Annotated in this window: 11 protein-coding genes; 3 read left to right on the top strand and 8 right to left on the bottom strand. The window is 43.0% G+C overall.

The window, feature by feature from the left end; all coding sequences use genetic code 11:
* Window positions 1-107: 107 nt before the first annotated feature.
* On the top strand, window positions 108-1760 hold the full coding sequence (locus tag ACIGBM_RS06685) for a BCCT family transporter (protein WP_397477205.1): 1653 nt from the start codon (window positions 108-110) through the stop codon (window positions 1758-1760).
* A 242-nt stretch (window positions 1761-2002) separates the two neighbouring features.
* On the top strand, window positions 2003-3655 hold the full coding sequence (locus ACIGBM_RS06680; RefSeq protein ID WP_057760694.1) for a BCCT family transporter: 1653 nt from the start codon (window positions 2003-2005) through the stop codon (window positions 3653-3655).
* A gap of 128 nt (window positions 3656-3783) precedes the next feature.
* Here the strand turns inward: ACIGBM_RS06680 and ACIGBM_RS06675 are convergent, their stop codons facing one another.
* The 8 genes from ACIGBM_RS06675 to dnaQ form a co-directional block, all read right to left on the bottom strand.
* Window positions 3784-4032, bottom strand: coding sequence for a hypothetical protein (locus tag ACIGBM_RS06675; RefSeq protein WP_397477204.1), 249 nt, complete (start codon window positions 4030-4032; stop codon window positions 3784-3786).
* Between the two features lie 341 nt (window positions 4033-4373).
* Window positions 4374-4730 (bottom strand): DUF3144 domain-containing protein, encoded by a 357-nt coding sequence (locus ACIGBM_RS06670; RefSeq protein ID WP_102078350.1) that lies wholly within the window; start codon window positions 4728-4730, stop codon window positions 4374-4376.
* 76 nt (window positions 4731-4806) lie between these two features.
* Window positions 4807-5973 (bottom strand): methionine adenosyltransferase, encoded by a 1167-nt coding sequence (gene metK / locus ACIGBM_RS06665; protein WP_057760687.1) that lies wholly within the window; start codon window positions 5971-5973, stop codon window positions 4807-4809.
* Window positions 5974-6462: 489 nt separating this feature from the next.
* Window positions 6463-7158, bottom strand: coding sequence for an endonuclease III (gene nth, locus ACIGBM_RS06660; RefSeq protein ID WP_397477203.1), 696 nt, complete (start codon window positions 7156-7158; stop codon window positions 6463-6465).
* A 120-nt stretch (window positions 7159-7278) separates the two neighbouring features.
* The gene (locus ACIGBM_RS06655) at window positions 7279-8124 is read right to left on the bottom strand and encodes an RnfABCDGE type electron transport complex subunit B (protein ID WP_397477202.1); all 846 of its coding nucleotides are present in this window, start codon (window positions 8122-8124) and stop codon (window positions 7279-7281) included.
* A 257-nt stretch (window positions 8125-8381) separates the two neighbouring features.
* Complete coding sequence (gene nudC, locus ACIGBM_RS06650; RefSeq protein WP_397477201.1) at window positions 8382-9326, bottom strand: NAD(+) diphosphatase; 945 nt, start codon at window positions 9324-9326, stop codon at window positions 8382-8384.
* A 267-nt stretch (window positions 9327-9593) separates the two neighbouring features.
* Window positions 9594-11276 (bottom strand): hypothetical protein, encoded by a 1683-nt coding sequence (locus ACIGBM_RS06645; protein WP_397477200.1) that lies wholly within the window; start codon window positions 11274-11276, stop codon window positions 9594-9596.
* A 147-nt stretch (window positions 11277-11423) separates the two neighbouring features.
* Window positions 11424-13058 carry a DNA polymerase III subunit epsilon gene (gene dnaQ, locus ACIGBM_RS06640; RefSeq protein WP_397477199.1) on the bottom strand — a complete coding sequence of 545 codons (1635 nt, stop codon included), beginning with the start codon at window positions 13056-13058 and terminating at the stop codon, window positions 11424-11426.
* Window positions 13059-13407: 349 nt separating this feature from the next.
* On the opposite strand from dnaQ, the gene ACIGBM_RS06635 reads away from it, so the two are divergent.
* Entirely contained in the window at window positions 13408-13953 is a 546-nt protein-coding gene (locus ACIGBM_RS06635; RefSeq protein ID WP_397477198.1) for a hypothetical protein, read from the top strand.
* The last annotated feature ends 67 nt before the right edge of the window (window positions 13954-14020 follow it).

Genomic DNA, 14020 nt, shown 5'->3' with positions numbered 1-14020 from the left:
TGCAATGTTACTACGATTTCTATACATTCGGCAGTATTTACATGGTGTTATATTTAGTGATTCGTTCATACCTTGGTATGGTTACGCTCTTTTTTGGGGACACACCTATGGATCATGTAAAAGTTGGCAGGTTAGGCCCTTTTCCGCGAGTAAGTAAACCTGTTTTTTTAACTTCAGCATTACTGATTATTACATTTATTGTTCTTGGCGTTTTTTTTACTGAATCTGCCGGTACGTTGTTCAGTTTTTTACAAGGCTTTATTACCGATAAATTTGGTTGGTTTTTCATTATTCTCGTTAATGTGGCCTTAGGACTTTGTGTTTATTTGTCTATGAGCCGTTATGGCGATATTCGCCTTGGTGCTCAAACTGAGACACCACAGTACAGTCTATTTTCGTGGATCGGCATGCTGTTCTCTGCTGGCATCGGTATTGGACTTGTCTACTGGGGTACAGCAGAGCCCTTATATCACTTTATGGCACCGCCACTCGGTGAAAAGGAAACGATAGAAGCCGCCAAGCAGGCGATGAATATTACCTTCTTACATTGGGGCTTACATGCTTGGGCATTGTATGCAATTGTAGCGCTATCTTTAGCCTATTTCCATTTTCGCCGTGGCTTACCACTATCGATTCGCTCAACCCTTTATCCTATATTGGGTAAAAAGATATATGGCTCGTGGGGTCATGCAGTTGATATCTTAGCCGTATTCGGTACGATGTTTGGTGTGGTGACGTCACTCGGTCTTGGAGTGATGCAAATTAACTCAGGGCTTGAGAAATTATTTGGTATTCCTAATAATCTCACAATACAAATTGCTCTGATTGCCTTTGTTACTGCTTTGGCCGCATGTTCTGTCATGATGGGCTTGGATAAGGGTATCAAGCGTCTAAGCGATGTAAACATCGGCTTAACGGCTATTCTGCTTGGTTTTATGGTCGTCTTAGGGCCGACGCTTTTCATTTTTGATAGCTTCCTAGAAAATATCGGCAACTATCTTTCAGTGGTTGTGCCATTAGGTCTGTGGGGTGAGTCTTATGAAGGTGAGGCAAACTGGCAGTCAGCATGGACGATATTTTATTGGGCGTGGTGGGTAAGTTGGGCACCATTTGTCGGCGTGTTTATTGCTCGTATCAGCCGTGGTCGTACGATTAGAGAGTTCGTACTTGGGGTATTACTTATCCCTATGACCATATTGTTCTTTTGGTTTTCAACTTTCGGCGGTGTTGCTATCCATATGGAGCTGCTCGCTGCTATTGATCCAGCGTTGGTTAGTCCTGGACTGGTCGAGGCGGTACAAACAGATTTTGGTAGTGCCATTTTTAAATTGGTTGAGTACTATCCATTGGCGCAACCCATCACATTCATGATTGTGATTATGATTATATTGTGGTTCGTGACCTCATCAGATTCAGCAAGTTTTGTCATTGATATGCTGACCGCAGGTGGTGATACCAATCCGCCAAAGATTCAACGTTTATTTTGGGCAAGCACTGAAGGCGTCATTGCTGCTGTTTTGTTAGCTGCTGGTGGATTAAGCGCGTTACAAGCAGCCGCTATCGTAGCAGGACTGCCATTTGCTTTGGTTATATTTGCCATGATGTATGCGCTACTGCGTGGCTTGAGTCGCGATCGACTGATACTATATAGAGCGCAGCAGCATTATATTACTGAAGAATCAGCAGATCACAACTCGGCAGATGAATTTGCTGACGAGCATCTGCTAAAAGGGCCACCTAAGATTGTAAAAGGTGACTAAAAGCAGGTGAAATTAAGACTGCTATTTAAGCTTTTAATAGAAGAAGCCCCAATTTATTTTTAAATTGGGGCTTCTTTATTGGGAGAAGATACTTAGATTTATTCAGGATGGATTCGGATTGCTGAAAATTATTACCGAACTGTTACTACCATTTCTATACATTCGGCAGTATTTACAAGGTGTTATATTTGATAATTCGTTCATACCTTGGTATGGTTACGCACTTTTTTGGGGATATACCTATGGATCATGTAAAAGTTGGCCGATTAGGCCCTTTTCCGCGGGTAAGTAAACCTGTATTTTTGACTTCAGCAATCTTGATACTGGCGTTCATTATTTTTGGCGCTTTATTCAACGAACAAGCAGAAGTAGTATTTAACCAAGCAAAAGCATTTGTCTCTTTGCGCTTTGGCTGGTTCTTTATTGTCGTGGTCAATTTAACATTGGTCATGAGTATTTATATGATATTTAGCCGCTACGGCGATATCAGACTCGGTCATCAGAATGAGAGGCCAGAGTACAATATGGTTTCTTGGATTGGCATGTTGTTTTCAGCTGGTATCGGTATTGGGCTGCTTTATTGGGGCACCGCTGAGCCGCTGTATCACTTCATGGCACCACCATTAGGCGAAGCGGAGACAGTTGCCGCTGCCAAGCAAGCAATGAATATCTCGTTCCTACATTATGGTCTACATGTATGGGCGCTATATGGCATGGTTGCGCTATCGCTCGCATATTTTCATTATAGAGTAGGTTTACCACTGGCTATCCGTTCGACACTTTACCCAATATTGGGTAAAAAGATCTACGGTGGTTGGGGACATACGGTAGATACGCTTGCCGTATTTGGTACGATGTTTGGGGTAGTGACCACGTTAGGTCTTGGCGTCTTGCAGATTAACTCAGGCCTTGAGACATTATTTGGTATACCCAATAATATTACGGTGCAGATTATTTTGATTGGCCTTATCACCATGCTAGCAGGGTTATCTCTGTTTATGGGATTGGATAAAGGCATCAAGCGTCTAAGTGATACCAATATATTGTTCACTGTGATATTGCTAAGTTTTGTGATTATCTTTGGGCCTACGCAGTTTATTTTTAATAGCTTTGTAGAAAACATCGGTAATTATTTGCATCAAATCGTGCCATTAGGTCTATGGACAGAGTCTTATAGAGGTGAAGAAAATTGGCAAGCTTCTTGGACGATTTTCTATTGGGCATGGTGGATTAGCTGGTCACCATTCGTTGGGGTATTCGTTGCACGTATCTCTCGTGGCCGTACCATCCGTGAGTTTATATTAGGCGTATTATTAATTCCTATCACGATACTTTTCTTGTGGTTTACCGCTTTTGGTGGTTCTGCGGTAAATATGGAGCTAGTGGCAGCAGCAGACCCTAACATAGTTAGCCCAGGTCTGATCGAAGCGGTCAAAGCCGATACGGGTAGCGCTATCTTTAAATTGATGGAGTCTTATCCATTAACAGGTGCGGTCAACTTACTCATCGTGGTGATGATTGTATTATGGTTTGTTACCTCATCAGATTCAGCCAGTTTTGTCATCGATATGCTGACATCAGGTGGTGATACCAATCCACCAAAGATTCAGCGCTTATTTTGGGCTGGTTCTGAAGGCGTTATCGCCGCTGTATTATTGGCAGCAGGTGGTTTGAGTGCGTTACAAGCGGCATCGATTGTCTCAGGATTTCCTTTTGCTATTGTGATCGTCGTGATGATGTATTCTCTACTGCGCGGTCTCAGTCGAGATCGCTTGATACTGTATCGTAATCAGCAATGGTTTACCACAGAAGAGTCAGCAGAGCATAACTCGGCCAATGAATTCCGTGATGAAGAGTTACTAAAAGGCCCACCAGCACTTGAGAAAGATGCTTAAGCTTTAGAGGTTATTTCTTAGCTACAAAAATACCCAGCTTGTCATAAGCTGGGTATTTTTATGGATGTCCAATATTTTTAATACAGCAGCTTTCAGTACAGCAGATCTCGATATAATCGCTTTATAGATTAATTGCATTCGCCTTTTGTATAACCAATGGCTTCAGGAATATTACAGGCTGAGCAAGCATTGCTAGCCGTTCGGTAGCTAACAATTGATCCAACTTTCGTTTTTACACAGACGGGTTCATATTGTGCCGTACAGATATTATTGGCAGGGTTAGCGGGTGGACATTGAGTAAGAGCATCTTCAAATTGTTGACTGAGATCAGGACTGGATGGGGTAGGTATGTGACCAGATGTGCCTACATCAGACATAGAGCTACAGCCAGTTAAAGCTAGAACTAATATCAATATAAGTGATGATGGTTTGAACGGGGATTGATTAATTGTGGAAAATCGACGAGTAGATATAGTTTGTTTCATAAGAAATGTCCTTATTCATAATATTCGATAGCGTCCTGTTATCGCTGATGGATTTGCCTATTGATGACAAACGCTTAAGCATTTATGGTAGCTTATTTGTCAGTAGCTATCCACTTAAACACTATACAAAAAACCCCAAGCTCAATTGAGTTTGGGGTTTTGTTTTCTGCTATCAAATACTGATTTTATGACAGCATATCTAAATCAAAGACATCTAGACTGACGACATTCGCTTATTCAGCTGGTTTGTCGTCTTGATTGAGCTGTACGTACTTGTCAAAGTTTTGAGCATAATCCGTTAAGTTATCGCTCAGCATTTGGCGATACTGTTTGACATAAAACTCGACGATATCGTCTTTCTCTTTGGCGAAATCATCACCTTTGACGAAGCCGATAGAGGCAACTGACGCGCTATAACGTGCTGCCGCATACAATAAAGAAGCACCTACTTGACCTGAATGTGCTTCAGGGCCTAGCTGGCTGTTGGCGATACCGATGATAGCGTCAGCACGTTGATAGAATGCCTGCATTTCAGGGGTGATTTCGATGTTAGCATCAGCGTTTTGGTCTTGAATATTGTCTTGAGACATAAGCAACTCCTAATAATAAGTGTCAGTAGTTTTTAGTATATAAAAATGATTGGTAAACGTTTTAGAGTAGTGACTCTTATAAACCAGCGTCTGCTTTCAAGATATCAGCTTTGTCTGTTTTTTCCCACGTAAAGGCAGTCTCTGAACCTGGACGACCAAAGTGTCCAAAGGTAGCAGTCTGCTGATACATTGGCTGTAGTAAGTTCAACATACGGGTAATGCCGTAAGGACGTAGGTCAAAGTGAGTACGAATCAAGCGGATGATCTCATCGTTACTGATTTTACTAGTACCAAAGGTATTAACAGAGATAGAGGTCGGCTCAGCGACACCAATCGCGTAGCTGACCTGTACTTCACAGCGCTCAGCAAGACCTGCTGCTACGATGTTTTTGGCCACATAACGTACCGCGTAAGCAGCACTACGATCGACTTTTGAAGGATCTTTACCACTGAACGCACCGCCACCATGACGTGCCATGCCGCCGTAAGTATCAACAATAATTTTACGACCAGTCAAGCCAGCATCACCAACAGGACCACCAATCACAAACTTACCAGTTGGGTTGATATGATAGCGTGTGCCAGCGTGTAGCAAATCAGCTGGTAGTACTTGTTTGATGATAGATTCCATTACGGCTTCTTGTAGATCTGACTGCGAGATGCTTGGATCATGCTGTGTTGATAATACAACAGCATCGATGGCGACAGGGCGATTGCCGTCATACTTCAAGGTTACCTGCGCTTTAGCGTCTGGACGCAACCATGGCAGCTCACCTGCGCGGCGCAGCTCCGACTGACGCTCCATCAAACGATGGGCATACTCGATAGGCGCTGGCATCAATACTTCGGTCTCATTACTGGCATAACCAAACATCAAGCCTTGGTCGCCTGCACCTTGCTCTTCTGGGTCGCTACGATCGACGCCTTGCGCAATTTCAGGAGATTGCTTACCTAGCATGTTGATGACTGCACAAGTCTCGCCATCAAAGCCTAGATCTGAATGGTGATAGCCAATGCCATTTACGGTGTCACGAACCAGACGCTCTAAATCGATATTTGCCGTTGTAGTGATTTCACCTGCAAGTATGACTGCGCCTGTTTTTACTAAGGTTTCGCATGCCACACGTGCGTGCAGATCTTCACGTAAGATAGCGTCAAGGATAGCGTCTGATATTTGGTCAGCCATTTTGTCAGGATGGCCTTCGCTCACAGATTCTGAGGTAAATAAGTTGTATTCACGCATAATGGGATCGCTTAATTGAATCAATAAGGGTAGGAAAAGCAGCACATCTGGGTGCTGCTCTAATTAATTTTGACCACGCATTTACGCGGCAGATAATCGGTATTTCTTAATTTAAAATCGGTTTTGACTAAAATCTTTGCTAATAAATATGACCAAAGGGTAAGCTGACTATCATTTAATCAATATATAAAATGATACTGCCTCGCTCTAATATGGTCTTGGCGGTAACGAGTTGGGTCAGTACTTGCCCTAATAGACAACGCTAATATGCAGATTGCCTTATCAGAAGCAGGGTAATGGCCAAAATCTCTTAACGCAAAATAGGGTTATTCTACCTTGAAACGTTATAAAACTCTAGTGAGCAACACTTGCTCTACTATAAGAAATGCTCAACAAGCAGTTCACTGCAGTCAAAGGTGGTTACTGGATAGCGGTTTAGCTAGCTGAGCAATTAGCTAGCGGTAGCATCTGCTTGAAATGAATAATACGTTACAACTCTAAAAATGCAGCTTTATCTTTGAACATGCATTCTTCATAGACAGGACAGGCGCCGCATTTGGGTGTACGAGCCTGGCAAGTATAGCGGCCGTGTAAGATAAGATAATGATGGGCGTCTACGATGAAGTCTTCTGGGATGCGCTCGACCAGCTTTTTTTCGACGACGAGTACGGTTTTGCCAGTAGCAAGCCCAGTACGATTGCCCACCCGAAAGATATGCGTGTCAACGGCCATGGTCGGCTGGCCAAAGGCCGTATTCAACACGACATTGGCAGTTTTACGGCCCACGCCTGCCAGTGACTCTAAGTCTTTGCGGTTATCAGGAACAGTGCTATCAAATTTCTCAATCAAATCACGGCAAGTTTTGATGACGTTTTTTGCTTTGGCATTGTATAGACCAATGTTTTTGATATAGGATTTGAGATCGTCTTCGCCTAGTGCCAGTATTGCCTCAGGTGTATTTGCCACAGGGTACAATTGCTTGGTAGCAATATTGACACTGATATCAGTCGCTTGTGCGGACAAAATTACCGCGATAAGTAACTCAAAATTACTGTCATAATTGAGTTCGGTGACAGGCTCATCAATAGTCGCTGCCAGCTTTTCAAAGAATGGACGCACGTCACGATTGGGCATTCGTCTAGAGGGCGGCGTGTCAGCTGTTTTATGTTTGACCGTTTTACTCATGGCATTTTGACTATTATTTTTATGAATGATTGTGCCAAATTATATGCTAGCGCTAGCATTCATGTTAATGATTAAAGTATCAATTTATTAACGCATTAGTTGCGTAATCAGCTATTACCGTTATAGCGCTACTTGCAATGACTCAAGCTCGGCTTGTAAGGAATCGAGTTCTGCTTGTTTCTTATCATTTGCACGAACACTCAGTTGCTTTTCTAGTTTTTTGATTTTGGTACGGAGCTTGGCAGCAGCAATAGTGTTTTTTGCTTGTGACTCACTGATGTTTAGAGACTGACTTGCTGCATTATTGAGCTTAGCCTCTACCATACTAACGACAGGTCTACTATTGCTCGTATCGGCAAGCTGTTCTGTGACACGTTTCAAATGAGTGTGGTAGCGTTGTCTCAAATCCTCTTGCTCTGCTATTCGCTCAGGCTCAGATATTTCTCGCTCAATCGTAACTAAGTCGATGCAATCAACAGGGCAGGGCGCGATACATAGCTCACAGCCCGTGCACAAATCTGTAAAAATCGTATGCATATGCTTACCAGTACCAACGATAGCATCGACTGGACAAGCAGGGATGCATTTGGTGCAGCCGATACAGTCATCTTCACGGATAACCGCACGAACCTCGGTCGGACGTTCGGAAGTGGCATCTATTGGCCACTGTGAAGGCACTGCCATAAGCGTAGTGTTAGGAGTATCTAGATTGAGAGTCTGGGCAATCGCATCGGTGACAGGCTGACCACCAGGCACACATTTATTGTACGGCTCGCCATCTAATACAATCGCAGTGGCATATGGTAGGCAACCATCTGGATGCTCACATAGTCCGCATTGCGTCTGTGGCAAACAAGCATCCACACGTGCAATTTTTGCCTGTATGTCAGCGGGCAAGGTATCAATGTGTAATGCATCGAATAAGATGGGTAGATTGACTAAGCGTATATTGGTGCTACTTTGCATTTAATTAAGGACCTTAATACCAGTCGTAAGAATAGGTATTAGTATAAATAGAGATAAAGTGTTGAGAAAGCGGTCTTTGTAAAACAGTATCTATAAGAGCATCTGCTCTGTCAGCGTTTTACTGCTCAGGTTAGCGTGTTACTTATTAAAAAATAAAGTTTAAAGTAAAACGCTTATCACAGGAGCAGCGATTTTAAAGAGATGAGATTGAAAATACAACACTACAGCGTAATGTGGTGTTTATAGATAAGTACTGATTATAAATCTATATTTTGTTCTTTAGCCACTTGGTCAATCAAATCGCGAGCGATACTACCCTTTGGTGGGATTCTGGGTAGGTTTGAGAGATCAAAGAAATCAGCATGTGCTAACTCATCTTCTTGCAAGATAATATCGCCACTAGCATACGATGCACGAAAACCGAGCATCAAGTTAGAGGGGAATGGCCATGGCTGACTACTGACATAGCGGATATCTGATACGCTGATATTGACCTCTTCTGCGACTTCACGTACTACGGCATGCTCCAAACTCTCTCCAACTTCTACAAACCCTGCGATCAAACCATACATTGGCGGCAGATTTTGCTGTCCATGACGATGATGGTGAGCCAGTAAAATTTGCATCTCACCTGTTACTGGATTTGGACGAGTAATAGCAGTAATGACGCATGGTTGTACGCGAGGGTATTGGCGCAATCGACATATTGGACAAACCATGGCACGTTCGCCTTGGCTAGCATGTACGGTGGGACTAGCACAACGACTACAAAACTGCGTATCTGCTTGCCAGCTTAATAGTTGTATTGCTTGGCTAATCTGATCTGACAAGGCGACTGGCAAATGAGTCATCAGTTTTCGATAAGGAACAAAAGTGTTACCACTACTTTCAGCAATAATTGGTAGCGTCACGTTATGAGCAACTGCATAGTCATAAGTCATGGCGCTCGTGGCTTGAGCGGTAAAGCTATGAGCCATATTGGCATTAACCGTATCATCTGCATCATTGCCAGCGCTATTACTGTTGTCTGATAACCAATGATTTGGTGCTAGGCTCTCGTGTAGCGTTACATGATCGACCTGATAAGCTTGCTCGCTTAAGTCATTACTATCGGGCGATAGCTGAGCTTGTAAAGGCCACCAACCATCTGGCATTTGACGGCATAAGATACTGTCATCACTTAATACAAAAGCATGAGCCATATAAAATTCCAAACATTATTAAGTAAGTCTGCATCGAGGTGGACACAGACTGTTTTAGAGTAAAGTATCATTAATTCTATGTAAACCAGATACCCAGATATCCATATATATTGTCAGGCTGGTTCAGCCTAATGACTAGGCTAGTTTAACCTAATGACTGTAGCGCTTTCACATGCCTGACTTGTACCTACATTATCTTGAATTATCTATACGTAAATGAGATGTCATGGCTAAGAGATGATGACCATGACATGATAATAAGAAAAGTTAAGCAGCAAGTAGATGGCTTAAGCTCTGTTGACCAACATCAAGCGCTTGCTTGCTGACAGGGCGATTATTCTCAAAACCATCTAAGTGATGATCAACCGTCATAATAACATCAGCGATGCAGGCTAACGTACTGTCTTCGATACGTCGTCCGCCTTCGATACGCTTTTCAATGTAGTTGGCTAGCTGACTCAGCATGCTAGCAGGTGTGGCCAACTGTAAGAAACGTACCGCGCCTGCTACTTGACGCATCATCCCAGGTATATTTTGGATGTTAAGCATGTCGCGCTCAGGCTCCGCCAAATAATCATTGATGGCTTGCTCGGCACTAGCAATCGCAGTTCGGCTTTCTTGTATCAAGGTATCATTGGCCGTATTAAGCTGATGCAATGAGATATGCGGATTATTCAGTGGTAGATAGATTGCCCCTGGTGTATGCATCTCTGCCATAGCAATGGTGGCGTTCTCTGCATGCATTAGCGCTAGTAGCAAATGATCAAAATCTTCAGGAGAAGGCGCTAGCCAATGGCTCACAGCTTCTGCTGCTTCGCTAAGACTATTGGCTGCGTTGGACAGACCTAATAAACGTAATGCCGAACTCAGTTCAGTCAGCTCTTTAATAATCTGCGCTGTCTGCATGTCAATAGGGTTAATTGAATCGCCACGTGCATAACTATCGACGTGTTCTTTAATGTTATTGATCTGATTTTGAATAATTGTGTTCAACGTATCGGTAAGTTCGCGGTTAGGACCGAATAAAAAGCGCTTCATTTGTTCTAGCTGAGCACCTTCTAAATGATTGCTTGCATACTGTTCACGTAGTTGATGCGCTTGCTCGTTATCACGTTGACAGGCAAAGCTCACTAAATCTGCAAAGCGGGTATCCATGACTGGTAAATAGCTTTGAAATTGCTGCTCTAAATAGATAAGTGTGTGCTTTTGACTTAGGTTTAATGGTAATACTGCTGCGATATCGGTCACGGCAGCAGTCGCCGCTTGCCAAAACAAACTATCAGTATTTGCAGCGATTAATGCACAAGCTGCACTCATAGCATCCAGCTTTTGCTGATCCGCAGAGTCAATTTTGCCATCTTGATTGAGTAGTGCAACCGCAAGGCCACTACGATACGCGTTGGTCAGCAGCTCTGTGTCTAGATTAAGTGCGCTTAGAGATTCAAAGTTTTGTTCAGGATTGGCGATGATGACACTACTGCTACCAAATGCAGAAAAATAGTCTGCTGTAATAGGAGCTTTTTGACTATGCGCATTAAGCTTGTTAATGACAGGTATCAGTAGAGTAGGCTCTACCGATTCAGTCAATAGTACAAACTCGACATAACGATCCAAGGTCATGATGGCTTCTGATAGATCCATGATCAAATCAGTATCGTTATTATCACCATTGTCATACAGTCTCTGTAGACCACCAACAATAGCATCATTCAATGCTTCTGCACCGACCAAAGAAATTAGTTTGAAAATACAAGACAGCTGCTTTAGCACTTCGATAGAGTCCGACAATAAAGGTGCCTGACTACTATCATCGTTGAACTCACTCAAATGAATCTCGGTGTCTTTAAGCGTTGCTATAACCTCATCATGCAATAAATGAAGTGATGGTAGGTTAAAATCAGTAACACTAAGTGTTGGGGCGGTTAACTTCATTTGCGCAGACTGGTCCATAAGTATTTTTCCATAATGTACTGATGAGAATAGCAATGGTGTAAAGTTGATTTAGAAAGTATTAGCTAGTGATGTTTTAACGCTTTCTATCATAATAATCAAGACTAAATTATACAAATGTCGGTTCAATAAAAATTCGAACGACAATTATATGCTAGCTTTTAGGGCAGGATAATCTTCTGCCAAAGCGGCATACCAGCTTTGGTCAGCAGTTTCATCCGCCGTTGATGCCAGCAATAAATTCGCTAAATTGGCGAAACTTGCATGAGCGGTTTGTCCGCCATCGGTATCTGTATCCTCTTCAATGGCAAGCGTGACCTGTCCACCAGTCATCGCCAAATAAACTTCGGCTAAAATCTCTGAGTCAAGTAATGCTCCGTGAAAAGTACGGTCTTGCTTACCAACATCTAGGCGACGCACGAGGGCATCTAGCGTGTTTTTTTGCCCAGGGTATTGCTGCTTGGCCATCGCCAGTGAATCGGTTACTTGCACTCGATTAGCAAAGTCATTCAGACCAACTTTTGCAAACTCCATATTTAAGAAGTTCATATCAAAAGTAGCGTTATGAGCGATAATCTCAGCGCCGTCCATAAAGTCATACAAAGACTGAGCCACTTGATCAAAGGTCGGCTTGTCGGTCAAAAATGCTTCAGAGATACCATGAATACGAATGACTTCGTCATCCATGCCACGCTGCGGATTGATATAAACGTGCAGCTTCTCACCAGTAAACTTACGTCCGACCAGCTCCACAATACCGACCTCGATAATACGATCGCCTTTTAGTGCATCAAGCCCTGTGGTTTCTGTATCCATGATAAGCTGACGATCTGCTTCATGGCGGTGTATCGGCTTTGGTAGTAGCGGCTTAAAATGTGGGTTGGCACGGCTAGTATCCCCATCGAATTTAGGGGCATCAGATTCTACACTTGGCAACATATCATTGTCGACGGTATCATCTAGGTGCGTTTGAATGTCTGGCATAGCTTTGGTACTCGTCGGGTTGTATGTATTGTCTTGATGGTTGCTAGATTCTACAGCAATGTTTTCATTCATCTTAAGAGTGTTAGCTGTACTCTGACTATCTTCCTTTAGCGGCTCAGGTTCTAAGAGATCTTCATTAAACTCATCGTCCATCATATCTAGACCCAATGGATCGAAACTTAGCCAGTCAGCGCTAGACGATTTTTGCAAGGTATCAGTATTAGTATCAATATCAGTCACTATTTGGTCTTTTTTTTTAGTCGTGTCTGCTTCACTGACTATAGATGAATGGCCGCTGTTTGAGGTGACACCTAAGTTTGCCAGCTCGTCTGCTTTTTCATTACCAGCATGTCCAGCGTGACCCTTGACCCAATGCCAGCTAACATCACGCTGTTGGCAGAGTTTATCCAATTGTTGCCATAGGTCTTGATTGGCGACTGGCTTCTTACTGGCAGTTTTCCAGCCCTTTTTCTTCCAACCCTCAATCCATTCAGTAATGCCTTTTTGGACATAACTGGAGTCAGTCCAAATCTCAAGAGTATGCTCATGCGGGCTATGGGTCAGGGCTTGTATCGCACCCATTAGCTCCATACGGTTATTGGTGGTTTCTTTGTCGCCGCCGTACAAATCTTGCGTGCTGCCATCACTAAATATAAGATGTGCGCCCCAGCCGCCAGCGCCAGGATTTCCTTTGCAAGCACCATCAGTATAGGCCACAGTGGTATTTGTTTTAGCAGCCAATGGATCAATCGCGTTGTCTTTATGATTGTTTGGCATTGAATTACGGTTGTCTGACATAAAAGAGTATGGACCTGATAAGTGGTAAGCATAGGGTAGTACTAGAGCATCTCGTTTACGTTATTCGAACGATGATGATGACGTTGTGAGTATAGCAAATCTATCATAAATATGGGCAGTCGTGACGCACAAAGTCAGAAAACCGTTACGGTAACTTATAACATAATAGTAACGTCTTGGTTTTCTGTTAAAATAGCGAAGCTCGCTGAAAGCCACTGGTTTTTGATGTCAGAGCTGCCTTTGCTACAAAGATGCCCAAGCGCATTTTTTGTATCTGCTATTTGATGGTTTTTTGACAATAGTACACTTAATAAAAGTTTTTAATGCATGATTGCAGGATAACCCCATTATGTCTTTACGCTCGAATTTATTTAATAAGAGACTGACGTATCTGATGCTCAGTGTGACTGCTAGCAGCGCGATTTTTCTAAGCGCTTGTAATGATACTAGCCTTCAAGCAGATACCGAAGTTGCGGCAGATCTGTCTGTCTTTGAGGGTTGTTATACGGTGAGTCAAGATGAACCTGCACAGATAAAGGTCAGCCAGCAAGATGACACTTGGGTAATGCAGATGAAAGAGCCCGTCACTGCTAAGCGCGTCTGGGATACTCCAGAGCCGTTAGAAGTGATCGAGAATAGTGACATACCGCAGTTCTTCTCTATCGATCCAGACAATGTCGATGCGGTTATTGGTCGTCCTGATCGAGTACTTGTACTGGCTCATGTCAAACCAGCCTATGCAAATATTGATCCGCTCTTAGACAGTGAGTACTTGTCGTATATTTATCGAGGTGCCAACACGATCTATCGCGTGGAATGTGATGAGGTGAATACTGATATTTTAGCCAATCCACATGCTAATCTTATTATCGATAATGTCGACGACAGTATTTAAATAAGCATTGATGATAGTATTTAGATAAGTATCGACTATAAATACCATTGTTGGTCGATGATATTTG

Origin of the sequence: Psychrobacter sp. NPDC077938 (genome assembly GCF_044542635.1) — a bacterium.
In the GTDB taxonomy this organism is placed as follows: Bacteria; Pseudomonadota; Gammaproteobacteria; order Pseudomonadales; family Moraxellaceae; genus Psychrobacter.
The sequence above is the reverse complement of the archived record's forward strand: the minus strand, read 5'-3'. Positions and strand labels throughout refer to the sequence as shown.